Raw genomic sequence first — 23681 nt, 5'->3', positions numbered from 1 at the left:
ATCCCGGAACCCAGAACTCCATGGCCTGCGCTGTTCTCATCGTTGCCGCCGGACGCGGCACCCGTGCCGGTGGTGCGCTGCCGAAGCAATACCACACTCTCGCCGGGGAAACTGTGCTGCGACGCACATTGCGCGCCTTCTCGCCGCACCCGGCCATCGATGCCATCCAGGTGGTGATTCATCCCGACGACGCCGACCATTACGCGGCATCGACCGACGGCCTCGCGCAGATGCGCCCGCCCGTTCCGGGCGGCGCCACGCGGCAGCAATCGGTGCTGGCGGGCCTCGAAGCCCTTGCCGCTTTCAACCCCCACGGGGTGCTGGTGCATGATGGCGCCCGCCCCTTCACATCCGCCGCCGTCATCGCCCGCGCGGTTGCGGCGCTGGAGACCCATGCCGCCGCCATTCCCGTGCTCGCCGTCACCGACACCATCAAGCAGGTGGACGCGGCGGGCGGCGTGACGGGCACGCCGGACCGCGCCACCCTGCGCGTCGTACAGACGCCGCAGGCGTTCCGATTCGCCGACCTCATCGCCGCCCACCGGGCAGCGGCGGCAGCCGGACGCACCGATTTCACCGATGATGCCGCCGTGATGGAATGGGCGGGTCATCGGGTCTCAACCTTTGAAGGGGACGCAGGAAACGTGAAGCTGACCTCCGCCGAAGACCTCGCCCGCGCCGCCCGCGCGCTGGCCGATCTGCCCGACGTGCGCACCGGCACCGGCTTCGACGTGCACGCCTTCGGCCCCGGCGATCACGTGATGCTGGGCGGCCTCGCCATCCCCTTCGAGAAGGGTCTCGACGGCCATTCGGATGCGGACGTCGGCCTGCATGCGCTGACCGACGCCGTGCTCGGCGCGCTGGCGGATGGCGACATCGGGGCCCATTTCCCGCCCTCGGACCCGCAGTGGAAGGGGGCCACCTCAGACCGCTTCCTCGCTTTCGCGCTGGAGCGGGTGAAGGCACGGGGAGGCATCGTCACCCATCTCGACCTTACCCTGATCTGCGAGGCGCCCAAGGTCGGCCCTCATCGCGACGCGATCCGCGCCGCCATCGCCGGCATCACCGGCCTGCCGGTCGGGCGCATCAGCGTGAAGGCCACGACCACCGAGAAGCTCGGCTTCGCCGGCCGGCGCGAGGGCATCGCCGCTATGGCCTCGGCAACCATCCGCCTGCCACTTGAGGACGCGCTATGACCGACGAGATCACCGAGCGCGCCCGCCGGGTGCTGGACGCCTGCCGGGCCGCAAAGCTCATGGTCGCCACCGCAGAGAGCTGCACCGGCGGACTGGTAGCCGGCGCGCTCACCGAGATCGCCGGTTCGTCCGATGTGGTGGATCGGGGCTTCGTTACCTATTCCAACGCCGCCAAGCAGCAGATGCTGGGCGTGCCGGAGACCATCCTCGCCGCCCATGGCGCGGTGAGCGAGGAGACGGCGCGGGCCATGGCGCGCGGGGCTCTCGCCGCCTCGCAGGCGCAGCTCTCCGTCTCCATCACCGGCATCGCCGGCCCCGGCGGGGCGACCGAGACCAAGCCGGTCGGCCTCGTCCACTTCGCTGCGGCGAAGGCGGGCGGCATGATACTGCACCGGGAGGAACGCTTCGGCGACATCGGCCGCAGCGAGGTGCGGCGCAAGGCCGTCATCGTGGCGCTGGAGATGCTGGAGACGCTGGCGCGGTTCTAAGCGAACCATCTCAATCGACGGATCGCAGCAAAACATAGACACGTTCGATAATCATGACAAAGTAGTAGAGACACCGCAGAAGCGGGATAAGTTTTGTAAGCATTCAAGCCTCCAAAGTGATAGCCGGAATTGGCTATTTCCACATAAGGAGGCTCAACACACCCTCTGACGATGACCCTAAAATCTATTGCCAGCCGATGGTCGGCGTCACCCATGCCTTGTCGGCCAAGGGGATGATCTGACTATTCGTCACCGTCTTCCACGGCACCTTGGCCGCCGTGGCGCGCGTGAACACGACCGTCATGGCCGGCTGGCGCACCACGCGTCCCTGAATGGTATCGAACAGATTATCCGCCACCAGCTCGACCCGCTCCGTCTCCGGCACACGTTCGAACATCACCGGCACCATCTTGATGATGCTGCTCTGGAAGGAAGAGCGGATGGACCAGCGCGTGAGCGACCACGGGCTGACATCGTAATGGACCGAGACGGTCTGGAGATCCTCGGTGGTGGCGATGGTGGAGGACTTGCCGAGCACGGCGCGTGCGATGTCGTGGGGCGTCTGCGCCTCATCGAGCGGCGGCCCAGCCCCGACGCTGCGCATCTGGGACAGACCGAAGAACAGGCCCACCGGAAGCATCAGGCCCAAGGCAACCAGCACGCGCCGGTTTATCTCCGGATCCTCGAAATGTGCCCGGCGGCTGGTCGTCGGATAGCGCACCACAAGCTTCTGCGGCTGCGTGGGCTTCTGGCCCCGCGAAGCCGCGTTCCGCATCTGGGCCCCGCGAGCTGGATTACGCGCAGCAGGCTTCATGATCCCCCCGGTCACGCCCCACATCAGGATGCGGCATCATAGCTGATCAGGGAGGCTTGTGGCAAAGCCGCCCGGTTCGGCAGCCCTGCGGGGGCAAAAGGGCGTCAGGCCGTCTTCCCGTAGACCTCGTCGGCCCGCTTCTCGAATGCATCGGCGAAGCGGCGGAAGGCGGCATCGAACATGGCGCCCATCAGCAGGCCCAGCGTGCGCGAGCGGAACTCGTAGGAGATGTGGAAGCGCACTTCGCACTTCCGGCCCTCATCCGCCGAGATGAACTCCCAGCGGTTGTCGAGGCGGCTGAAGGGGCCGTCCAGATATTCCACATGGATCACCCGGCGTGGGCCGTCCAGCGAGACGCGGGAGGTGAAGGTCTCGCGGATCAGCTTGTAGGCCACCGTCATGTCGGCCACGAGGATCTCCACGCCCTCCCCGCTCTGCGAGCGGCGGCGGACCCGCAGCGCCTCGCACAAGGGCAGGAACTCGGGATATTTCTCCACGTCGGCCACGAGTGCGAACATGTCGGCGGGCGAGTGGTTCACGACCCGCTTGTTGGAGAAGGACGGCAAGGGATCAGTTCCGGCCGAGCTTCGCCTCGCGGGCGCTGCGCAGCTTGGCGAAGTCATCGCCCGCGTGGTGCGAGGAACGGGTCAGCGGGCTGGACGAGACCATCAGGAAGCCCTTGGCATAGGCAACCGTCTCATAGGCCTTGAACTCGTCAGGCGTGACGAACTTCTCGACCCGATGATGCTTGCGGGTGGGCTGGAGATACTGGCCGATGGTCATGAAATCCACCTCCGCCGAGCGCAGGTCGTCCATGAGCTGGAGCACCTCGTTCCGTTCCTCGCCGAGGCCGACCATGATGCCGGACTTGGTGAAGATGGACGGGTCCAGTTCCTTGACCTGCTGCAGCAGGCGCAGCGAGTGGAAATAGCGCGCGCCGGGGCGCACCTTCAGATAGCGGCCGGGCACCGTTTCCATGTTGTGGTTGAACACGTCGGGACGGGCCTTGACCACCACCTCTATGGCGCCGGGCTTGCGCAGGAAGTCCGGGGTCAGGATCTCGATGGTGGTGCCGGGCGACAGCGACCGGATGGACGCGATGACGCGGGCGAAATGCTCGGCGCCGCCATCGGACAGGTCGTCGCGGTCCACGGAGGTGATGACAACGTGGGAGAGACCGAGCTTGGCCACCGCCTCGCCCACCTTCTGCGGCTCGTCCTGATCCAGCGCCTTGGGCATGCCGGTGCGCACATTGCAGAAGGCGCAGGCGCGGGTGCAGGTGTCGCCCATGATCATGAAGGTGGCGTGCTTCTTCTCCCAGCACTCACCGATGTTCGGGCAACCCGCTTCCTCGCACACCGTGTGCAGGCCGTTGGCGCGCACGATGCCGGCGGTCTCGGACCAGCCGGCGCCACCGGGCGCCTTGACGCGGATCCACTCCGGCTTGCGCAGGACTTCCGTCTCCGGACGGTTCTGCTTTTCCGGGTGGCGGGGACGGTTCAACGTGTTGAGGACCGTGACCATGAGTTCCGCATCAGTTTGGGCCGGCACAGTGCGCGGCGGAAGTTGACATATGTCTTAGCGGGCACGACCGCCAGCGTCGAGGCGCCGTGCCGCAAGACCGCCCTGCGTGCAATGCACGCAAGACCACACCACGTGCCGTGCACGCTATGCCCCTCCCCCACGGCCACGCGCGTCTTGTCGCCCGCGCGGCCGGTTCCCGTCTGGCCTCAGGTGTGGACCACCCGGCCGTAGGCGTCGAGCACGCTCTCGTGCATGGTCTCGGAGAGGGTCGGATGGGGGAAGACCGCATGGATCAGCTCCTCCTCCGTGGTCTCCAGATTCATGGCGATGACGAAGCCCTGGATCAGCTCGGTGACTTCCGCGCCCACCAGATGGGCGCCCAGCAGTTCGCCGGTCTTCTTGTCGAAGATCGTCTTCACCAGGCCCTCGGGCTCGCCGAGCGCGATGGCCTTGCCGTTGCCCACGAAGGGGAAGCGGCCGACGCGGATCTCCCGGCCCTGCTCCTTAGCCTTCTTCTCGGTGAGGCCCACGGAGGCGATCTGCGGCACGCAATAGGTGCAGCCGGGGATCTTGGCCTTGTCCATGGGATGAGTGTGCAGGCCCTTGATGGCCTCCACGCAGATCACGCCTTCATGCTCGGCCTTGTGGGCCAGCATGGGCGCACCCGCCACGTCGCCGATGGCATAGATGCCGGGCACGCTGGTGCGACCGTAGCCGTCGGCGACGATGATGCCGCGCTCGATCTTTACCCCGATGTTCTCGAGGCCGAGCCCGTCCACATTGCCCACCACGCCGACGGCGGAGATCATGCGCTCCACCTCGATGTCCTGCTTGGCGCCCTTGGCGTCCTCCACGTGGACGACGACGCTGTCGGCCTTCTTGGTGACGCCGTTCACCTTGGCGCCGGACATGATCTTCATGCCCTGCTTCTCGAAGCGCTTGCGGGCGTGGGCGGCGATCTCCTCATCCTCCACGGGGAGGATCTGGGGCAGCACCTCGACCACGGTCACGTCGGCGCCCATGGTCTTGTAGAAGGAGGCGAACTCGATGCCGATGGCGCCGGACCCCATGACCAGCAGGGACTTGGGCATCTTCTCGGGCACCATGGCCTCGAAATAGGTCCAGATCAGCTTCTTGTCGGGCTCGATGCCGGGCAGCACGCGCGGGCGGGCGCCGGTGGCGACGATGATGTGCTTGCCCTGATAATCGCCGCCGCCGAGCGCGCCCTTGGGCGCATCGGGGGCCGCCTCGACCTTGATCTTGCCCGGCGCCGTCAGCGTCGCCTTGCCCCAGATCACGTCGATCTTGTTCTTCTTCATCAGGAAGCCGACGCCGCTGTTCAACTGCGAGGACACCCCGCGCGAACGCTTCACCACGGCGCCGATGTCGAAGCCGATCTTCTCGGCGGACAGGCCGTAGTCCTTGGCGTGCTCCATGTAGTGATAGATCTCGGCCGAGCGCAGCAGGGCCTTGGTGGGGATGCAGCCCCAGTTCAGGCAGATGCCTCCGAGATGCTTCTTCTCCACCACGGCGGTCTTGAAGCCGAGCTGCGCGGCGCGGATCGCGGCCACATAGCCGCCCGGCCCGCCGCCGATGACGATCACGTCGTAGGAAGTATCAGCCATGGGTCTCTCCTTCCCCACGTCCGCCGCAGGGCGGCCGGTGGGTCGAATGGGGTCTGCCTGCCGGGGGACCGTTTCGGTCAGCGCGTCAGCAGAGCGTAGATCTCGTCCTTGAGCCGGATGCGCTCCTTGCGAAGGGCTTCGGTGCCCTCGTCGGAGCGCGGCTCGATGTTGGTCTCGGCGCGATGCACTGCGCGGTTGACCTCGTGATAGGCGTCGTAGAGGCGGGCGAAATGGGCGTCCACCGTGCGCAGCTCATGGATCTGCTGTGCGTGTTCGGGAAACTCGGCCAGGATTTCGTGCGGCGTGTCGCTCATTGCTCTGCCCTCCTGTCTGCCCTCGCCCACAGGGCCTGCGGGAGCGTGACGCTCCCGCAGTCACGCATGCTCACACGAGCATGGACATGGGGTTCTCGATGAAGCCCTTGAAGGCCGCCAGCAGCTCGGCACCCAGCGCGCCGTCCATCACCCGGTGGTCGCAGGTGATGGTGGCGGTGAACTGGGTGGCGATCTTGATCTCGCCGCCGCGCACGACCGCCCGCTGCTCGCTGGTGCCGATGGCGAAGATGGAGGACTGCGGGGCGTTGATGATCGCCACGAAGTCACGCACACCCATCATGCCGAGGTTCGACACCGAGGTGGAGCCGCCCTGATACTCATCGGGCTTCAGCTTCTTGGTGCGGGCGCGGCTGGCGAGGTCGCGCATCTCGGCGGAGATGGTCGAGAGCGTCTTCTGCTCCGCCTTCTTCACGATCGGCGCGAACAGGCCGCCGTCGATGGCAACCGCCACGCCCACATCCGCATGCTTGAGGCGCAGGATGCGGTCGTCCGCCCACACGGCATTGGCGGCCGGCACCTTGTGCAGGGCCAGCGCCACGGCCTTGATGACGAAGTCGTTCACCGAGACGCGGAAGGTCGGCTTGCCGTCCTTGTCCTTCGGCGCGGAGGCGTTGACCGTCTCGCGCAGCTTCATCAGTTCGTCGATGTCGCAATCCACCGTCAGATAGAAGGTGGGGGTGAGCTGCTCGCTCTCGACCAGACGCTTGGCGATGGTCTTGCGCATGCCGTCGAGCTGGACTTCCTCATAGGAGCCCTCGGCGAACAGCGCCTTGACCTGATCGGCGCTCGGGCCGGACGCGGCAGCCGCCGGGGCCGCAGCCTTGGGCGCGGCGGCAGGAGCCGACGCAGCCGCAGCGGGAGCGGCAGCCGGCTTCGCGCCGGGCTGGGCATTGGCGACATCGCTGGCGATGACACGGCCGCGCGGGCCGGAACCGGAGATGGCGGCGAGATCGACGCCCTTCTCCTTGGCGAGACGGCGGGCGAGCGGCGAGGCGAACACCCGGCCACCTTCGGCCTTGACCGGGGCAGCGGCAGGTGCCGGAGCGGCAGCCGGAGCCGGAGCGGGTGCAGCCGCAGGAGCCGGAGCCGCCTTCGGGGCTTCGGCGGCGGGCGCGGGCGCTGCGGCCGGAGCGGGCTTGGAACCGCCGGAACCTGCGGAAGCGGCAGCAGCCGCCACGTCCTCACCTTCACCGGCCAGAACGGCGATGAGCTGATTGACGGGCACGTCCTGCGCGCCTTCCGGCACCAGGATCTTGGCGATCACGCCTTCGTCCACGGCCTCCACTTCCATGGTGGCCTTGTCGGTCTCGATCTCGGCGATGACGTCACCGGACTTGACGGTGTCGCCTTCCTTCTTGAGCCACTTGGCGAGGTTGCCCTTCTCCATGGTGGGAGACAGGGCCGGCATCAGGATCTCGATGGGCATGTGTGCCTCCGCTCAGCGATAGGTGACCGCGCGCACCGCCTCGATAACCTCGGCGACGGACGGCAGAGCGAGCTTCTCAAGGTTGGCGGCATACGGCATGGGCACGTCCTTGCCGGTCACGCGCAGCACCGGGGCGTCGAGATAGTCGAACGCCTTTTCCATGAGCTGGGCGACGATCTCGGAGCCGACGCCGGACTGCGGCCAGCCTTCCTCGACCGTGACGCAACGGCCGGTCTTCTTCACCGACTCGATGATGGTGGGCACGTCCATGGGGCGGATGGTGCGCAGGTCGATGACCTCCGCCTCGATGCCCTGCTTGGCCAGCTCTTCCGCCGCCTTCAGCGCGTAGGTCATGCCGATGGACCAGGAGACGAGCGTCACGTCCTTACCGGAGCGGGCGATGCGCGCCTTGCCGATGGGCAGCACGTAATCATCCAGCTTCGGCACCTCGAAGGTGTGGCCGTAGAGGATCTCGTTCTCAAGGAAGATGACCGGGTTCGGGTCGCGGATGGCGGCCTTCAGCAGGCCCTTGGCATCGGCCGCCGTATAGGGCGCCACCACCTTGAGGCCGGGGATGTGGCTGTACCAGGCCGCATAGTCCTGGCTGTGCTGCGCGCCCACGCGGGCGGCGGCGCCGTTCGGGCCACGGAACACGATGGAGCACTGGATCTGGCCGCCGGACATGTAGAGCGTCTTGGCAGCGGAGTTGATCAGGTGATCGATCGCCTGCATGGCGAAGTTGAAGGTCATGAACTCGACGATGGGCTTCAGGCCCGCCATCGCCGCGCCCACGCCCATGCCGGCAAAGCCGTGCTCGGTGATGGGGGTGTCCACCACGCGCTTGGCGCCGAACTCCTGCAGGAGGCCCTGGGTGATCTTGTAGGCGCCCTGATATTCGGCGACCTCCTCACCCATGACGAACACGTCGCCATCGCGGCGCATTTCCTCGGCCATGGCGTCGCGCAGGGCCTCGCGGACAGTCATAGTGACCATCTCGGTGCCGGCGGGCACTTCCGGATCAGGTTGGATGGAGACGGTGGGCGGGTTCGCCACGGCGGACGGCACGGCCGCCTGCGGGGCGGGCGCCGCATCGGCGGTGGGCGACGGCGCGGGAGCGGCGCTCTCGGCGGGCTTGGCGGCCGGCGCGCTCACGGCGGAGGCGTCCTCACCCTCCCCGAGGATGACGGCGATGGGGGTGTTCACGGCCACGTCCTGCGTGCCTTCGGCAACCAGGATCTTGCCGAGGACGCCTTCGTCCACCGCTTCCACTTCCATGGTGGCCTTGTCGGTCTCGATCTCGGCGAGGATGTCGCCGGATTTGACCGTGTCGCCTTCCTTCTTCACCCACTTGGTGAGATTGCCCTTCTCCATGGTCGGAGACAGGGCCGGCATGAGAATGTCGATGGGCATGGCTGTCAGCTCTTGCTGGGCGCGGCGGAGCCCTGTCCTGCCGGATGGGCAAGGGGCGGGCGCACGGCCGTGAGGTTGGAGTAGACGGAGATCGCGGCGGCCGCGATCATCAGTGCGGCGATAAAGGCCACCTGGGCCTTGCCCACCCGGCGCGCATGATCTGCGGCGGGGCCGGCGAGAAGGCGGGCGGCGAAGGGCCACAGCACGAGTTGCACTGCGGATGCGGAGCCGTGGGGTCCGCCGGCCGCATCAGCGGCCCCCTTCGCCTTCAATCCCTCGGTCACGGCTACGCCCCAGCTGGCGACGGCACTCGCCAGCGCAAGAAAGAGGACGATGAGGGCCACGACCGCCACGGGCAGCCTCGTTCAGCGAACGATGTCGGTGTACAGCTCGGACGGATCGGGCTCGGGATCGTGGGTCGCGAAGTCCGCCGCGTCATTCACGATCTCGCGGATCTCCGCGTCGATCTTCTTCAGGTCGTCCTCGGTCACGCCGCCTTCCAGCAGACGCGCACGCACCTGCTCGATGGGATCGTGCTCGGTCCGCATCTTCTGCACTTCCTCCTTGGACCGATACTTCGCAGGATCGGACATGGAGTGGCCGCGATAGCGGTAGGTGAGCATCTCGAGGATGTAGGGGCCCTTGCCTTCACGGGCGAAGGCCAGGGCGCGCTCGCCGGCGGCCTTCACCGCGCGGACGTCCATGCCATCCACCTGCTCGCCGGGGATGTTGAAGGAGGAGCCGCGCTTGGAGAAGTCGGTCTGCGCGGAAGCGCGGTTCACCGACGTGCCCATGGCGTACTTGTTGTTCTCGATCACGTACACGACCGGGAGCTTCCAGAGCTCGGCCATGTTGAAGCTCTCGTAGACCTGGCCCTGGTTGGCCGCGCCGTCGCCGAAATAGGTGACGGAGACCGCGCCGTTGTCGCGATAGTGGTTCGCGAAGCCGAGGCCGGTGCCGAGGGAGACCTGGCCGCCCACGATGCCGTGGCCGCCGAAGAACTGCTTCTCGATGCTGAACATGTGCATCGAGCCGCCCTTGCCCTTGGAATAGCCGCCGCGGCGGCCGGTCAGCTCGGCCATGACGCCGCGCGACTCCATTCCGGTGGCCAGCATGTGGCCGTGATCCCGGTAACCGGTGATCACCTGGTCACCTTGCTTCATCGCCATCTGCATGCCGATGACGACAGCTTCCTGGCCGATGTACAGATGGCAGAAGCCGCCGATGAGGCCCATGCCATACATCTGGCCGGCCTTTTCCTCGAAGCGCCGGATGAGCAGCATTTCGCGGTAGGCGAGCAGTTCCTGCTCTTTGGTGAAGGTCGGTACGCCGGCCGGCGCCGCCTCGGTCCGGGCGGTGGATTTTCTCGCTGCCATCGACTTCCTCAGGAAACGCTAGAGCCGCAATTCCTCTAGCGCACCTCTGGAAGCACAAAAAGCACAAAATGCTTCATGTTGCACCGCAACACGTTGCAAATGCTTGATTTCACTCACTTGAACTTAGATTCGGTTCACTGGGTACATGAACCAACAACAAGTTCAATTAGTGCCCCTTGATCATCACAAGGTCCTTCGAATGGATGAAATCGAGCTCGCGGCGCCCCTGTTCGTCCAGCATGTCGGGATCGAGATTGCGGGCAGCCATGAGGGACACTTTGTTCTCCATCGCCTGCCGTTGTGTCTTGAGGGCGGCGAGTTCGGTTTCGAGCCGAACCACCTCCTGCTCGTAGTTGCGCTTCGCCATCAGGCCATGGTCGCCATTGTAGGCGTGGTAGGCGAAATAGCTGATCACCCCGCCGGCCACGAGGTAGAGCAGCACGGCGATGAAGAAGGTGCGGAGGCGCGAGCGGGTCTGCATGGGGCCGATCCTGCCCCAACAAGGTTGAAGCGCCGTTAAGTCTGCGCCCGCCCGCATGCCAATCTGCACGCTCCCCGTGTGGAAAGCGGACGCGGTTTATGGCGTCGGCCGCCCCGCACCGATAGGCTGGTGTCCCCTACTCCATCCGCAGTGTCTCGCGTGACCATCGCCGCCACCTCCCTCCCCGTGCTGGCGCTCGCCATCGCCATCATCACCATGGCCTCCGCCTTTCAGGCCGGCTTCGGCACCGGGCTGGGACTGCTGGCGGTCCCGCTGCTGAGCCTCGTCGCGCCCAGCTTCGTGCCCGGCCCCATGCTGGTGTCGGCCCTCAGCCTGTCCTTCGCCATGGCCTGGCGGGAGCGGCATGCCCTCGACCGGGCCTCTGTGGGCCTGTGCATCGCCGGCCTGCTGGTGGGTACGGTCTGCGGCGGCATCGCGCTGGCATTCATCCCACGCGAGGCCTTCCGCACCATCTTCGGCGTGGCCATCCTGCTGGCGGTGCTGGTGAGCGTCATCGGCGCCGGAGTGCGCATGACGCCGCGCGCATTGGTGACGGGCGCCGCGCTGGGCGGCTTCATCGGCACCATGTCGGGCATGCACGGGCCACCGATGGCGGTGGTGCTGCAGAATGAGGAGGCGAGCCGCATCCGCGCGCTGCTGGGCGCCTTCTTCCTCGTGGGCGCCAGCCTCTCCATCACTGCGCAGGCCGCCGTGGGCCTGTTCGGCTGGGAGAGCCTGTTGCAGGGCCTGCTCGTCACGCCGGGCGCCCTTCTGGGTAGCCTCATCGGCGTGCCCATCGCCCGCGTGCTGAACCGGCAGATCATGCGGGCAGCGCTGCTGGGCGTTTCCGCCATCAGCGCGCTGGTCCTGCTGTTCAGCTGAGCACCCGCTTCAGGTGATCCGCGCGACGATCTCCTCCCGCGCCGCGCGAGAGCCCTTCATCCGTTCGCGCGCAAGCTGGACGATCTCGGCCGGCGCCTCGTCCGGTGTTCCGGCGCTGAAGGGCGGCGTGGGGGCATATTCGAGCGAGAGCTGGATGAGTTGCGCAGCCTCCGGCCCGAGCAGCTCCGCCACCACCGTCAGGCCGAAATCGATGCCGCTGGTGACGCCTCCGGCCGTGATCAGGTTTCCGTCCCGCACCACGCGCCCCTTGGTGGGGATCGCTCCGAAGCTGCCGAGCAGATCATGCGCGGCCCAGTGCGAGGTGGCCTTCCTGCCCTTCAAGAGGCCCGCCGCCCCGAGCACCAGAGAGCCGGTGCAGACAGATGTGAGATAGCGCACACCCGGTGCCCGCTCGCGCAGGAAGGCCAGCACCGTCTCGTCTTCCATCAGCGGATTGACGCCAGCGCCGCCGGGCACGCACAGGACATCGAGCTCCGGGCAGTCGGCAAAGGTGGTCGTGGGGGTGAGGGCCAGGCCGGTCGAAGCGGTCAGCGGGCTGCGGTCCTTCCAGATCAGATGCACCTGCGCGCCCGGGGTAGAGGCGAACACCTCATAAGGTCCCGTCAGATCCAGTTGCTGGACATTGGGAAAAACCAGAATGCCGAACTGCAGCCCCATGCGGACCTCCCATCGATGACGCTGACCGTAACCTTCAGGACAGCATCCCCAAGCCTACCTCGCGCAGGGCCGATCACCACCACGCCGCCTTCACCGTCACCCAAATGAAAATGCCCCGGACAAGCCGGGGCATTTCCAAAAATGTGCGGGCGAACCCGCCGTCATGGGGGCCTAGACTCAGGCGAGCGCCTTCAGGGCCGCCTTGCCGGCATACTTCGCCTGGCTGCCCAGCTCCTGCTCGATGCGCAGCAGCTGGTTGTACTTGGCGGTGCGGTCCGAGCGGGCCAGCGAGCCGGTCTTGATCTGACCGCAGTTCGTCGCCACCGCCAGATCGGCGATGGTCGAGTCCTCGGTCTCGCCCGAGCGGTGCGACATCACCGCGCGATAGCCGGACTTGTGGGCCAGTTCCACCGTATCCAGCGTCTCGGTCAGCGAACCGATCTGGTTCACCTTCACGAGGATGGCGTTGCCGGTGGCTTCCTTGATGCCGCGGCCGAGGCGCTCGACATTGGTGACGAACAGATCGTCGCCCACCAGCTGGCACTTGGAGCCGATGGCGTCGGTGAGCATCTTCCAGCCCTTCCAATCGTCCTCGGACATGCCGTCCTCGATGGTGACGATGGGATAATTGCCGACGAGACCCGCCAGATACTTCACCTGCGCATCGAGGTCGCGAATCTTGCCCTCGCCCTCATAATTGTAGGCACCGTCCTTGAAGAACTCGGTGGCGGCGCAGTCGAGGCCGAGGAACACGTCCTCGCCCGGCTTGAAGCCGGCCTTCTCGATGGCCTTGAGCACGAAGTCCAGCGCCGCCTCGGCGGAGGCGAGGTTGGGGGCGAAGCCGCCCTCGTCGCCCACATTGGTGTTGTGGCCGGCGTCCTTCAGACCCTTCTTCAGGGTGTGGAAGATCTCCGCGCCCCAACGCAGGCCCTCGGCGAAGCTTTCCGCGCCGGCCGGCAGGATCATGAATTCCTGGAAGTCGATCGGATTGTCCGCATGGGCGCCGCCATTGATGATGTTCATCATCGGCACCGGCAGGGTGCGGGCGTTCACGCCGCCCACATAGCGATAGAGCGGCAGGTTGTTGGAGATGGCGGCCGCCTTGGCCACCGCCAGCGACACACCCAGAATGGCGTTGGCGCCAAGGCGGGCCTTGTTGGACGTGCCGTCGAGACCGATCATAGTGGTGTCGATGCGCACCTGATCCTCGGCATCGAGGCCACCGATGGCGTCGAAGATCTCGCCGTTGACCGCTTCAACGGCCTTCTGCACGCCCTTGCCGAGATAGCGGCTCTTGTCGCCGTCGCGCAGTTCCACCGCTTCATGGGCGCCGGTGGAGGCGCCGGAGGGAACCGCCGCCCGGCCGAGCGCACCGTCTTCCAGCAGCACATCGACTTCCACCGTGGGGTTGCCGCGGCTGTCCAGGATTTCCCGGCCGATGATATCGACAATGGCGGTCATGGAACGTCCTTCCCTTCATCTGCCCAAAGCTGAAGCCGCCGCCCCGGCGGCTCGAAACGGAGCGGGCCGCTTCTAACCCGTCCCGCCGCCTCTGGTAAGGGGTTTGTGATGTGGAGCCGGCTCACGCGCACAGGCCCGAAATTTGCGCTAAGCTGCCCAAAAAATGGCGCCTCTCGCATGCGCCGATCAGGGATCAGGAAGCGCCGGGACGCTCAAACCGCATCCAAGGACCGATGATGACCGAAGCCAAGCTCCAGCTCGGGCGCGAGACCGCCCTGCCGTCTTCTCCCGAGGAGGCCGTGCTGGACCGCGTGCCCAATCCGCACCCGGACACCAATTACGTGGCGCGCTTCACCGCCCCCGAGTTCACCTCGCTCTGCCCGGTGACAGGCCAGCCGGACTTCGCCCACCTCGTGCTCGACTATGTGCCCGACCAGCACCTCGTGGAATCGAAGTCGCTGAAGCTCTATCTCGCCAGCTTCCGCAACCATGGCGCCTTCCACGAGGACTGCACGGTTGCCATCGGCAAGAAGCTGGTCGAGCTGCTCCAGCCGCGTTTCTTCCGCATCGCCGGCTACTGGTATCCGCGCGGTGGCATTCCCATCGACGTGTTCTGGCAGGACGGCGAATTGCCGCGCGGCGTGTGGCTGCCCGACACGGGCGTGGCGCCCTATCGAGGAAGGGGATGAGATGGCACGGCTGATCATCACCAATGGCGACAGTGCCGTCGAGCGGCTCAAAGCCGGCGGCATCGCGGGGCACCTGCTGCCCTGGCGCGACATGCTGCATGACGGCCCGGTGCCCGACAGCCCCTCTCTCGCTCAGGTGGCGGATACGCGAGCGGAATTCCTGTCGGATGCGCTGGGGCTGGAATTCGACAGTGTGCGCGCCGACTTCGCCGAACGGGATGCCCAGCTTGAGATCCACATCGCCTTCCGCGAGGTGCAGCTCTGGTTCGAGCACGATCTGTTCGACCAGCTCCAGTTGATCCAGTTGCTGCACTTCTTCGCGCTGGAGCCGGAACGGCTCGGCGTACAGATCGTGCAGGCACACGATTACATCGGCACGCTGGAAGTCGGTCACATCCGCGCGCTGGCCGAGACCGCAAGCCCAGTGACCGCGCTTCAGCTGGAAGCGGGCCGCACCGCCTGGGAGGCCTTCACCGCGCCCACCCCAAAGGCACTGGCCGCGCTTGCCAGCCGGGATCAGACGGCCCTGCCCCATCTCGCCCCCGCGCTACGCCGGGCATTGGCGGAACTGCCTGCGCCGCGCTCCGGCCTGTCGCTTACCGAAGAGCGCATCCTGCGCCGGCTGGCGGAGACCGGACCTCAGAAGGTGCATCAGGTGTTCTCAGCCGTGCACAAGATGGACGAGGCGCAGTTTCTCGCCGACCTGCCCTTCTTCCTGCGCCTCGACGGTCTCGCCTTCGTCCGCGAGCCTCTGATCGAGGGCCTGCCGTTCCGGGCTTCCGACTGCAAGTCGTTCGATCCCTCGCGGGAAGATCCGAGCCCGGAGGAAATCAGCTACCGGACCTTCGCCCGCGCCGAGATCACGCTGACGCCCGCGGGCGAAGCGGCGCTGAAGGGCAAGCTGGACCATGCCTGCGAGAATGGCATCGAGCGCTGGCTGGGCGGCACTCACATCCATTCGGGCGCCATGTGGCGCTATGATCGCGCCAAGAGCCGGCTGGTGGAGCCGAACTGAACGCTCAGATCGAAACCGGGTTGGCCTTCGCCACCGTGTCGATCTCCTGCAGAAGTGCGATCAGCTTCTCCAGATCCCTCAAGGGCACCATGTTGGGGCCATCGGAAGGTGCGTTGTCCGGATCGGGGTGGGTCTCGATGAAGACCGCCGCGACCCCGATCGCCACCGCCGCCCGCGCCAGCACGGGCACGAACTCGCGCTGGCCGCCCGAGGACGACCCCTTGCCGCCCGGCTGCTGCACCGAATGGGTGGCATCGAACACCACCGGCGAGCCGGTCGCCTGCGCCATGATCGGCAGCGCGCGCATGTCGGACACCAGCGTGTTGTAGCCGAAGGAGACGCCGCGTTCCGTCACCAGCACCTGCCCGTTGCCGGACTGCGTGAGCTTGGCGACCACGTTGGTCATGTCCCACGGCGCCAGGAACTGGCCCTTCTTCACATTCACCACGCGCCCCGTCTGCGCCGCCGCCACCAGCAGATCGGTCTGGCGGCAGAGGAAGGCGGGGATCTGCAACACATCCACCACCTCGCCCACGGGGGCGCACTGGTCGATCTCATGCACGTCGGTGAGGGTGGGCAGGCCGAAGCGCTCGCGGATCTCCGCGAACACCGGCAGCGCCTTCTCCAGCCCCATGCCGCGGGCGGCATTCACCGAGGTGCGGTTGGCCTTGTCGAAGGACGACTTGTAGATGAGCCCGAGGCCGCGCCGCACCGCGATCTCCTTCAGGGCGGCGGCCATCTCCAGCGCATGGTCGCGGCTTTCCATCTGGCAGGGGCCGGCGATGAGGGTGAGCGGCAGGGCATTGCCCATGCTGACATTGCCCACTTCAACCACGGCCTGTGGTGCGACGGCGGTTCCGGACATGCTCTGATCCTCAAGCGTCATGACGTGACGCGCTTCATAGCCAAACGGCCGGCGGCGGGAAACCACCCGCCGCGCGGCCCACGCATGTTGCTTTGGTCGGTCGCAATTCCTTTTGCAGAACCGCAAGCGCTTCTGCGGGAATGGCTTTAATGGGGCGTTGCCAGCTTCAGGCCGGCAATGCCGACGCCGATCAGTAGGATGGACACCAGCCGCATCACGTCCGCCGACTCGCCCAGAAACAGGATGCCGACCGCTACCGTGCCCACCATGCCGATACCCGCCCACACCGCATAGGCGGTGCCGATGGGCAGGTCACGGGCGGCGATGGACAGCAGCACGAGACTGATGCCCGCGCTCACCAGCGTGAAGACGCTGGGCCAGAGCTTCGTGAAGCCCTCGGCATATTTGAGGCCGATGGCCCACCCCACTTCCATGAGGCCGGCACCGAACAGGATGATCCAAGCCATGGATCCAACTCCGCTTACTGGCGGGGTCGTCCACGCCGGATCATATGCCGCGGCGGTCGTCCGCCGGGGAGCCACCCGCCGGACGGATGGCTCGAAAGCTATGTGGGACAGGCCGCGCCCCGTTCAAGGGGCGGTTGTCACCTCAGGCCGAAGGGGCCTCCTCCGTGCGCTCGAACACCAGCGTCGCGCCCAGCGCCGCACGGGGCGGCACGACGGCGATGCCCTCGATCTGCTCCTCGATCATGCGGCGAGCCATGAGCCCACGCCGCAGATCCGCCGCGCCCGGCGTGGTGAAGCGGATGGCGGCGAAGCGCAGCCCCTCCCCGGCCGGAGCCGGCACGCCATAGCGCTCGGTGAACAGGGCCGGCGTCATGATGTCGATGGCGCCGCGTGGGGTCTGCGTCACGTACCAAGCCTCTGTGGCGCGGCGCGGGGAGCAGTCCGAGAAGGTATCGATGAAGCTCACATGGTCAGCCGGGCTGTCTGCCACCAGCACCACGCCCAGCACGCCGGTCACGCCATTGGCGTGACGCTGCATCTGCGGCGACCAGAAATTCTCGGGCTTGCGCTGCTTGCAAGTAAAGAAGCCCATGTCGGAGGGCACCGGATCGCGCGCGAAGGCCAACGAGAAGCCCACTTCCACTTCCACGCCATCGGGCTTGCGGGCCTGCCGCGAGAAGTCGAACAGATCAAAGCCACCGGCCCCGGCCGCATCGAAGGCGGCCTTCTCGGCGGCAGGATCGGAACCTTCCAGCACCAGCATGGCCAGCCCCTCGCCACGCTTGGCGAGATGCTCCTTGCAGAAGGCACCGAAGGAGAAGAAGGCGCCGTCATGGGGCGGAATCTTGGCCGGCTCGGCCACCTGCAACAGCTCGATGAAGAAGCCGGGCGTCTGCACGATACGGTTGTGCGTGCCCCAGGGATGCTGGTTGCGCGAGCCCACCGTGAAGCCAAGGAGATCGTAGATTTCCCCCGCCGCATCGAGATCCCGGACCAGATGGACTGCGTGATCAAGACCGCGACGCATGGGGTACTCCTTCCCGTTTCAGGGCCGCCAGCGTCGATAAGGCGCCGCGACATTGCGCCGGGCCCCGCGTGAGGGCCCGGCGAAGGGTCTTTGCCTCAGACCAGCCGGCTCTGCTCCATGGCCGCGCCGATGAAGGACGCAAACAAGGGATGCGGCTGGAACGGGCGGGACTTCAGCTCCGGATGGAACTGCACGCCAATGAACCAGGGATGGTCGGCATGCTCGACGATCTCCGGCAGCAGGCTGTCGGGCGACAGGCCGGAGAACACGAGGCCACAGGCTTCAAGGCGATCCTTGTAGGCAGTGTTCACCTCGTAACGATGACGATGGCGCTCGGAAATCTCCTGCGTGCCATAGACACCGGCCACGCGGGAGCCTTCCTTCAGCTGCGCCAGATAGGCGCCGAGGCGCATGGTGCCGCCGAGATCGCCGGCGACATTGCGCCGCTCCAGCTCGTTCCCCTTCAGCCATTCGGTGAGCAGGCCCACCACTGGCTCGGAGGTTTCGCCGAATTCGGTGGAGTTGGCGTCCTTCACACCGGCCAGATTCCGGGCCGCCTCGATCACCGCCATCTGCATGCCGAAGCAGATGCCGAAATACGGCACCTTGCGCTCGCGGGCGAACTGGGCCGCGCGGATCTTGCCTTCCGCACCACGCTGGCCGAAGCCGCCGGGCACGAGGATGCCATGCACGTGCTCGAGATAGGGCGCCGGGTCTTCGTGCTCGAAGGTCTCGCTCTCGATCCAGTCGAGATTGACCTTCACCTTGTTGGCAATGCCGCCATGGCTGAGGGCCTCGATGACCGACTTGTAGGCGTCCTTCAGGCCCGTGTACTTGCCCACGATGCCGATGGTGACTTCACCCTCGGGATTGCGCACGCGCTGCTCGATATTGGTCCAGCGCACGAGGTTGGGGGCCGGCGCCGGCTCGATGCCGAAAGCGGCCAGCACTTCGTTGTCGAGACCTTCCGCATGATAGGCGGAGGGCACGGCGTAGATGTTGTCCACGTCGCGCGCCTCGATCACCGCGCTCTCCCGCACGTTGCAGAACAGCGAGAGCTTGCGGCGCTCCTCGCGCGGGATCTCGCGATCGCAGCGGCAGAGCAGGATGTCGGGCTGGATGCCGATGGAGCGCAGTTCCTTGACGGAGTGCTGCGTCGGCTTGGTCTTCACCTCTCCGGCGGAGGGGATGAAGGGCATCAGCGTCAGATGGATGAAGATGGCGTGGTTGCGCGGCAGCTCGTTCTTGAGCTGGCGGGTCGCCTCGAAGAAGGGCAGGCCCTCGATGTCACCCACCGTGCCGCCCACCTCGATCAGCACGAAATCGAAGCCTTCGTTGCCTTCCAGCACGAAGTCCTTGATGGCGTTGGTGACGTGGGGGATCACCTGGATGGTGGCGCCCAGATAGTCGCCGCGCCGCTCCTTGGTGAGGATGTCCTGATAGATGCGCCCGGTGGTGATGTTGTCCTGCTTGGTGGCAGGATGCCCGGTGAAGCGCTCGTAGTGACCGAGGTCGAGGTCGGTCTCGGCACCGTCGTCGGTGACGAAGACTTCGCCATGCTGATACGGGCTCATGGTGCCCGGATCGACGTTGAGATAGGGGTCCAGCTTGCGAAGCCGGACGGTATACCCGCGCGCTTGAAGAAGCGCACCGAGTGCTGCGGAGGCGAGGCCCTTGCCAAGTGAGGACACGACGCCGCCGGTGATGAAGATGTAGCGCGCCATGGGCTTCAACTCTACTCCGCGCAAACGCGATTCGGCGAGCGCGACACCTTTCGGGGCATCGCGTCGCCTGTGGAGAACCTTAACGCCGCGGAGATAACCGCGGCGCAGCGATCACTGAGACTTCGGAACCTGGGGACCGGACGGCGCAGCCGGGGCAGGAGTCGCCGGAGCGGGAGCCGCAGGCGCGGACGCCCCCGGAGCCGCGCCCTGCGGGCGAATCTGGTCGAGGATGGAGCCACCCGAATTCGGGACGCTGGGGCCCGACTGGTTGGTCGGCGCCAGGATGGAGGTCGGGGCGCGGCCCCAGCCCGCCAGCAGCGTCAGCCCGAGGCTGGTGATGAAGAACACGCCGGCCAGAATCGCCGTGGCGCGGGTCAGCACGTTGGCCTGACCACGAGCGGTGAAGAAGCCACCGCCCGAGCCGCCACCGCCGCCGATTCCCAGTCCACCGCCCTCGGAGCGCTGGATCAGGACCACGCCGATAAGCGCAAGCACCACCAACAGGTGAATGACGATCAGAACGGTCTGCATGAATTCCATCATCCTCGCGCCGGACGAGAGGCCCAGGCGCGCCATTTCGGCCGGTTCCTACACGATCGCACGGCGCAAAGAAAGTCCGCTGCCCTGCATTGGGCGAGGGGCGGCCGCGCAAGGAAGGCAAGGCCACGCTTCATCCGTGGCAAAGCCCTGCCATGCCTTATGTGGAGAAGGCGGAGGCCGGTCTCAAGCCCCCGCCCCGCCGACTCAGTGTCCCAGCACCGCCAGCAGCAGAAGCGCGACGATATTGGTGATCTTGATCATGGGATTCACCGCCGGGCCGGCCGTGTCCTTGTAGGGATCGCCGACCGTATCGCCGGTCACGGAAGCCTTGTGGGCATCCGAGCCCTTGTAGTGGCGCACCCCGTCCTTATCCACGAATCCGTCCTCGAACGACTTCTTCGCATTGTCCCATGCGCCGCCGCCCGAGGTCATGGAGATGGCGACGAAAAGCCCCGTCACGATCACGCCCAGCAGCATGGCTCCCACCGCCGAGAAGCCGGCCGATTTACCTGCCGCGCCCCCACCCGCCACCAGATAGATGACGAAATAGCAGACGATGGGGGACAGCACCGGCAGCAGTGAGGGGATAATCATCTCCTTGATGGCGGCGCGGGTGAGCAGATCGACGGCGCGGGAATAGTCCGGCTTGTCGGTGCCAGCCATGATTCCCGGCTTCTCGCGGAACTGCCGGCGCACCTCCTCCACGATGGCGCCCGCCGCCCGGCCCACCGCCGTCATGCCCATGGCGGCGAACAGGAATGGCAGCAGGCCGCCGAACAGCAGGCCCACCACCACATAGGGATTCTCCAGCGAGAAGTTGGGGGCGACCCCATTGAAATAGCTGCCGGGCGCGGCCTGCGAGATGAAATAGCGCAGGTCCGCATTATAGGCGGCGAACAGCACCAGCGCGCCGAGGCCCGCCGAGCCGATGGCATAACCCTTGGTGACGGCCTTGGTGGTGTTACCCACGGCATCCAGCGCGTCCGTGGAGTGGCGCACCTCCGGCGGCAGGCCCGCCATCTCGGCGATGCCGCCGGCATTGTCCGTCACCGGGCCGAAGGCATCCAGCGCCACCACCATGCCCGCCAGCGCCAGCATGGTGGTGGCCGCAATCGCGATGCCGAACAGGCCGGCGAGGCCATAGGCCGTCAGGATGCCCGCGATGATGACGAGGGTGGGCAGGGCGGTCGATTCGAGCGACACCGCCAGGCCCTGGATGATGTTGGTGCCATGCCCCGTCACCGAGGACTGGGCGATGGACACCACCGGCCTGTAGCCGGTGCCCGTATAGTATTCGGTGATGACAACGATGGCCCCCGTCACCGCCAGCCCGACGATGCCGGCGAGGAAGAGCTGCGTGCCCGTCAGCGCCGTGCCGGCGATGGGGCCGAAGCCGGTGATAAGCGCCGTCACCAGCGCCAGGGCAAACACAGAGAGGCCGGCGCTGGCCGCAAAGCCCTTGTAGAGCGCGCCCATGATGGAATTGTTGGCGCCCAGCTTCACGAAGAAGGTGCCGGCCACCGAGGTCAGGATGCACACCGCGCCGATGGCCAGAGGATAGACCACGAGGCTGTTCAGTACCGCCGGGGCGCCGGCATAGAAGATGATGGCCAGCACCATGGTGGCGACCACCGTGACCGCATAGGTCTCGAACAGATCCGCCGCCATGCCCGCGCAGTCGCCAACATTGTCGCCCACGTTATCGGCGATGGTGGCGGGGTTGCGGGGATCATCCTCGGGGATGCCGGCCTCCACCTTGCCGACGAGGTCGCCACCCACGTCCGCGCCCTTGGTGAAGATGCCACCGCCGAGACGGGCGAAGATGGAAATGAGCGAGGCGCCGAAGCCCAGCGCCACCAGCGCATCCACCACCACGCGCTCGGTGAGCCCATAGCCCAGGAGGCGGGTGAGGATGGCGAAATAGACGGTGACACCCAGCAGCGCGAGGCCGGCCACCAGCAGGCCAGTGACCGCGCCGGCCTTGAAGGCGATGTCGAGCCCGCCGGCCAGCGATTTCGTCGCCGCCTGCGCTGTGCGCACGTTCGCCCGCACCGAGACATTCATGCCGATAAAACCGGCGAGACCGGAAAGAATGGCGCCGAGCGCAAAGCCGATGGCCACCAGCCAGCCGAGAAAGACCCCGACCAGGATGAAGATCACCACCCCGACAATACCGATGGTGGCGTACTGACGCCGCAGATAGGCCTGCGCGCCCTCGGCGATCGCGGCTGCGATCTCCTGCATGCGCGCGTTACCGGGGTCGGCCGCCATGACAGCGCGGCCGGCCCATACGCCATAACCCACGGCGAACAGTCCGCAGGCGATAATCAGCACTAATGCCAACATGGTACCACCCTTCCGTATCCGTCCCGGTATGTCTTTGTTTTTATGGGAAGGAGTGTAGGGGCGGCTTGCAAAGGCGCAACCGGTGAATGCGGAAGCAGTGCTGTACTATTTGAAGGAGAAACTACTCCTTCGCGAGGAAGGAACCGATGCGCTCCACGGCCTCGCGCATGTCTTCCGGTGAACCGGCATAGGACAGGCGCAGGAACTGCTTGCCCCGGAACGGGTCGAAATCCACGCCGGGCGTTGCGGCCACATGCACCGTGTCGAGCAGACGGGTGGCGAAGGCATGCGAATCGCCGGTGAAGCGCGAGACGTCCGCATAGAAATAGAAGGCGCCGTCGGCGGGCAGGTAATGCTCAAGCCCCACTTTCGGCAGCCCCTCCACGAGGATGCGGCGGTTCGTCTCATAGCCGCGCTTTACCGCGTCCATCTCCTCGCGCCCGTCGAAGGCCGCCTCGGCAGCTATCTGGGACAGGGTCGGCACAGAGATGGAGAGATTCTGCTGCAGGCGCTCCATGGTGCGCGCCATGCCCTCCGGCACCACCATCCAGCCCACGCGCCAGCCGGTCATGCAGAAGTATTTCGAGAAGGAATTGATGATCACCGCGTCGGGCGCGATCTCGGCCGCCGTCACCGCCGGGAAGGCGTAATCGAGCCCGTGGTAGATCTCGTCGGAGACAAAGCGCAGGCCCAGTTCCCGTGCCGCCTCATACAGCGCCACGAGGGCGGCACGGTCCATCATGGTGCCGGTGGGGTTGCCGGGGCTCGCCACCAGCACGCCCTTCAGCGGCTTCTCCGCATGGGCGGCGCGCAACGTCTCGGGCGTCAGGGCGAAGCGGTCCTCGGCCCTGGTCTCGATCAGCACCGGCTCGCAGCCCAGCGCCGAAAGCACATGGCGATAGGGCGGATAGCCGGGCGCGGCGATGGCTACCCGGTCGCCGGGCTCGAACAGGGCGAGGAACGCGAGGATGAAGCCGCCCGACGAGCCGTTAGTCACCACCACACGCTCGGGGTCAACCTCGACCCCATGCTGCTCCTGATAATGCTTCGCGATGCGCGCACGCAGCGAGGGAATGCCCAGCGCCGCCGTATAGCCCACCTGCCCGCGCGCCAGCGCATCGGCTGCCGCCGTGCGGGCGGTGAGCGGCGCGGGCGCGGCCGGCTGGCCGACTTCCATGTGAATCACCCGCGCCCCCGCCGCCTCCAGCCGCGCCGCATGCTCCATCACGTCCATAACGATGAACGGGGCCACATCGCTGCGGCGGGAGGCGGTGACAGGGCCGGACAGGGGCATGAGCAGGGTCATGAACTT

Annotated in this window: 24 protein-coding genes; 5 read left to right on the top strand and 19 right to left on the bottom strand. The window is 66.5% G+C overall.

Annotation, left to right across the window (positions count from 1 at the left end):
- Nucleotides 1–20 precede the first annotated feature (20 nt).
- Entirely contained in the window at nucleotides 21–1196 is a 1176-nt protein-coding gene (locus IEW24_RS24390; protein WP_188583524.1) for a bifunctional 2-C-methyl-D-erythritol 4-phosphate cytidylyltransferase/2-C-methyl-D-erythritol 2,4-cyclodiphosphate synthase, read from the top strand.
- A complete protein-coding gene (locus IEW24_RS24385) occupies nucleotides 1193–1684 on the top strand; it encodes a CinA family protein (RefSeq protein WP_188583523.1) in 492 nt (163 codons plus the stop codon). The genes IEW24_RS24390 and IEW24_RS24385 overlap by 4 nt, the downstream gene beginning before the upstream one ends.
- Nucleotides 1685–1868: 184 nt before the next feature.
- Here the strand turns inward: IEW24_RS24385 and IEW24_RS24380 are convergent, their stop codons facing one another.
- The 10 genes from IEW24_RS24380 to IEW24_RS24335 form a co-directional block, all read right to left on the bottom strand.
- Nucleotides 1869–2459, bottom strand: a complete 591-nt coding sequence (locus IEW24_RS24380) for a hypothetical protein (RefSeq protein WP_188583522.1) — start codon at nucleotides 2457–2459, stop codon at nucleotides 1869–1871.
- Between the two features lie 143 nt (nucleotides 2460–2602).
- Nucleotides 2603–3064, bottom strand: coding sequence for a type II toxin-antitoxin system RatA family toxin (locus IEW24_RS24375; protein ID WP_188583521.1), 462 nt, complete (start codon nucleotides 3062–3064; stop codon nucleotides 2603–2605).
- Between the two features lie 4 nt (nucleotides 3065–3068).
- Complete coding sequence (gene lipA, locus IEW24_RS24370) at nucleotides 3069–4022, bottom strand: lipoyl synthase (protein ID WP_188583520.1); 954 nt, start codon at nucleotides 4020–4022, stop codon at nucleotides 3069–3071.
- 206 nt (nucleotides 4023–4228) lie between these two features.
- On the bottom strand, nucleotides 4229–5647 hold the full coding sequence (gene lpdA / locus IEW24_RS24365) for a dihydrolipoyl dehydrogenase (RefSeq protein WP_188583519.1): 1419 nt from the start codon (nucleotides 5645–5647) through the stop codon (nucleotides 4229–4231).
- Nucleotides 5648–5724: 77 nt separating this feature from the next.
- Nucleotides 5725–5961, bottom strand: coding sequence for an HP1242/YdcH family protein (locus tag IEW24_RS24360; RefSeq protein ID WP_188583518.1), 237 nt, complete (start codon nucleotides 5959–5961; stop codon nucleotides 5725–5727).
- A gap of 70 nt (nucleotides 5962–6031) precedes the next feature.
- Nucleotides 6032–7408, bottom strand: a complete 1377-nt coding sequence (locus IEW24_RS24355; protein ID WP_188583517.1) for a pyruvate dehydrogenase complex dihydrolipoamide acetyltransferase — start codon at nucleotides 7406–7408, stop codon at nucleotides 6032–6034.
- Between the two features lie 12 nt (nucleotides 7409–7420).
- Nucleotides 7421–8818 carry a pyruvate dehydrogenase complex E1 component subunit beta gene (locus IEW24_RS24350; protein WP_188583516.1) on the bottom strand — a complete coding sequence of 466 codons (1398 nt, stop codon included), beginning with the start codon at nucleotides 8816–8818 and terminating at the stop codon, nucleotides 7421–7423.
- 5 nt (nucleotides 8819–8823) lie between these two features.
- Nucleotides 8824–9171 carry a hypothetical protein gene (locus IEW24_RS24345; protein WP_188583515.1) on the bottom strand — a complete coding sequence of 116 codons (348 nt, stop codon included), beginning with the start codon at nucleotides 9169–9171 and terminating at the stop codon, nucleotides 8824–8826.
- 12 nt (nucleotides 9172–9183) lie between these two features.
- Complete coding sequence (pdhA, locus tag IEW24_RS24340; protein ID WP_188583514.1) at nucleotides 9184–10194, bottom strand: pyruvate dehydrogenase (acetyl-transferring) E1 component subunit alpha; 1011 nt, start codon at nucleotides 10192–10194, stop codon at nucleotides 9184–9186.
- A 166-nt stretch (nucleotides 10195–10360) separates the two neighbouring features.
- Nucleotides 10361–10675 (bottom strand): FtsB family cell division protein, encoded by a 315-nt coding sequence (locus IEW24_RS24335; protein ID WP_188583513.1) that lies wholly within the window; start codon nucleotides 10673–10675, stop codon nucleotides 10361–10363.
- A gap of 159 nt (nucleotides 10676–10834) precedes the next feature.
- Between IEW24_RS24335 and IEW24_RS24330 the strand changes: the two genes are divergently transcribed.
- Nucleotides 10835–11557: a sulfite exporter TauE/SafE family protein gene (locus IEW24_RS24330; RefSeq protein ID WP_188583512.1), complete on the top strand. Its 723-nt coding sequence runs from the start codon at nucleotides 10835–10837 to the stop codon at nucleotides 11555–11557.
- A gap of 9 nt (nucleotides 11558–11566) precedes the next feature.
- Here IEW24_RS24330 and IEW24_RS24325 read toward each other — a convergent pair whose 3' ends face one another.
- Nucleotides 11567–12235 (bottom strand): DJ-1/PfpI family protein, encoded by a 669-nt coding sequence (locus IEW24_RS24325; RefSeq protein WP_188583511.1) that lies wholly within the window; start codon nucleotides 12233–12235, stop codon nucleotides 11567–11569.
- 177 nt (nucleotides 12236–12412) lie between these two features.
- Entirely contained in the window at nucleotides 12413–13696 is a 1284-nt protein-coding gene (eno, locus tag IEW24_RS24320) for a phosphopyruvate hydratase (RefSeq protein ID WP_188583510.1), read from the bottom strand.
- Between the two features lie 236 nt (nucleotides 13697–13932).
- Between eno and queF the strand changes: the two genes are divergently transcribed.
- Together queF and IEW24_RS24310 are read left to right on the top strand one after the other, a co-directional pair.
- Nucleotides 13933–14385, top strand: a complete 453-nt coding sequence (gene queF / locus IEW24_RS24315) for a preQ(1) synthase (protein WP_188583623.1) — start codon at nucleotides 13933–13935, stop codon at nucleotides 14383–14385.
- A gap of 1 nt (nucleotide 14386) precedes the next feature.
- Complete coding sequence (locus IEW24_RS24310) at nucleotides 14387–15400, top strand: hypothetical protein (RefSeq protein ID WP_188583509.1); 1014 nt, start codon at nucleotides 14387–14389, stop codon at nucleotides 15398–15400.
- Nucleotides 15401–15404: 4 nt separating this feature from the next.
- On the opposite strand, the gene kdsA is transcribed toward IEW24_RS24310, so the two are convergent.
- From kdsA to IEW24_RS24275, 7 genes are all read right to left on the bottom strand, one after another.
- On the bottom strand, nucleotides 15405–16265 hold the full coding sequence (gene kdsA / locus IEW24_RS24305) for a 3-deoxy-8-phosphooctulonate synthase (RefSeq protein ID WP_188583508.1): 861 nt from the start codon (nucleotides 16263–16265) through the stop codon (nucleotides 15405–15407).
- A gap of 146 nt (nucleotides 16266–16411) precedes the next feature.
- Nucleotides 16412–16732, bottom strand: coding sequence for a DMT family transporter (locus tag IEW24_RS24300; protein ID WP_188583507.1), 321 nt, complete (start codon nucleotides 16730–16732; stop codon nucleotides 16412–16414).
- Nucleotides 16733–16874: 142 nt separating this feature from the next.
- The gene (locus IEW24_RS24295) at nucleotides 16875–17759 is read right to left on the bottom strand and encodes a VOC family protein (RefSeq protein WP_188583506.1); all 885 of its coding nucleotides are present in this window, start codon (nucleotides 17757–17759) and stop codon (nucleotides 16875–16877) included.
- A gap of 95 nt (nucleotides 17760–17854) precedes the next feature.
- Complete coding sequence (gene pyrG / locus IEW24_RS24290; protein ID WP_188583505.1) at nucleotides 17855–19483, bottom strand: CTP synthase; 1629 nt, start codon at nucleotides 19481–19483, stop codon at nucleotides 17855–17857.
- Nucleotides 19484–19594: 111 nt separating this feature from the next.
- Nucleotides 19595–20014, bottom strand: coding sequence for a preprotein translocase subunit SecG (gene secG / locus IEW24_RS24285; RefSeq protein WP_188583504.1), 420 nt, complete (start codon nucleotides 20012–20014; stop codon nucleotides 19595–19597).
- A 213-nt stretch (nucleotides 20015–20227) separates the two neighbouring features.
- On the bottom strand, nucleotides 20228–22369 hold the full coding sequence (locus tag IEW24_RS24280; RefSeq protein WP_188583503.1) for a sodium-translocating pyrophosphatase: 2142 nt from the start codon (nucleotides 22367–22369) through the stop codon (nucleotides 20228–20230).
- Nucleotides 22370–22490: 121 nt separating this feature from the next.
- A complete protein-coding gene (locus tag IEW24_RS24275; protein WP_244644644.1) occupies nucleotides 22491–23675 on the bottom strand; it encodes a pyridoxal phosphate-dependent aminotransferase in 1185 nt (394 codons plus the stop codon).
- Nucleotides 23676–23681 lie beyond the last annotated feature (6 nt).

This window comes from Azorhizobium oxalatiphilum (assembly GCF_014635325.1).
GTDB classification, from domain to species: domain Bacteria; phylum Pseudomonadota; class Alphaproteobacteria; order Rhizobiales; family Xanthobacteraceae; genus Azorhizobium; species Azorhizobium oxalatiphilum.
The sequence above is the reverse complement of the archived record's forward strand: the minus strand, read 5'-3'. Positions and strand labels throughout refer to the sequence as shown.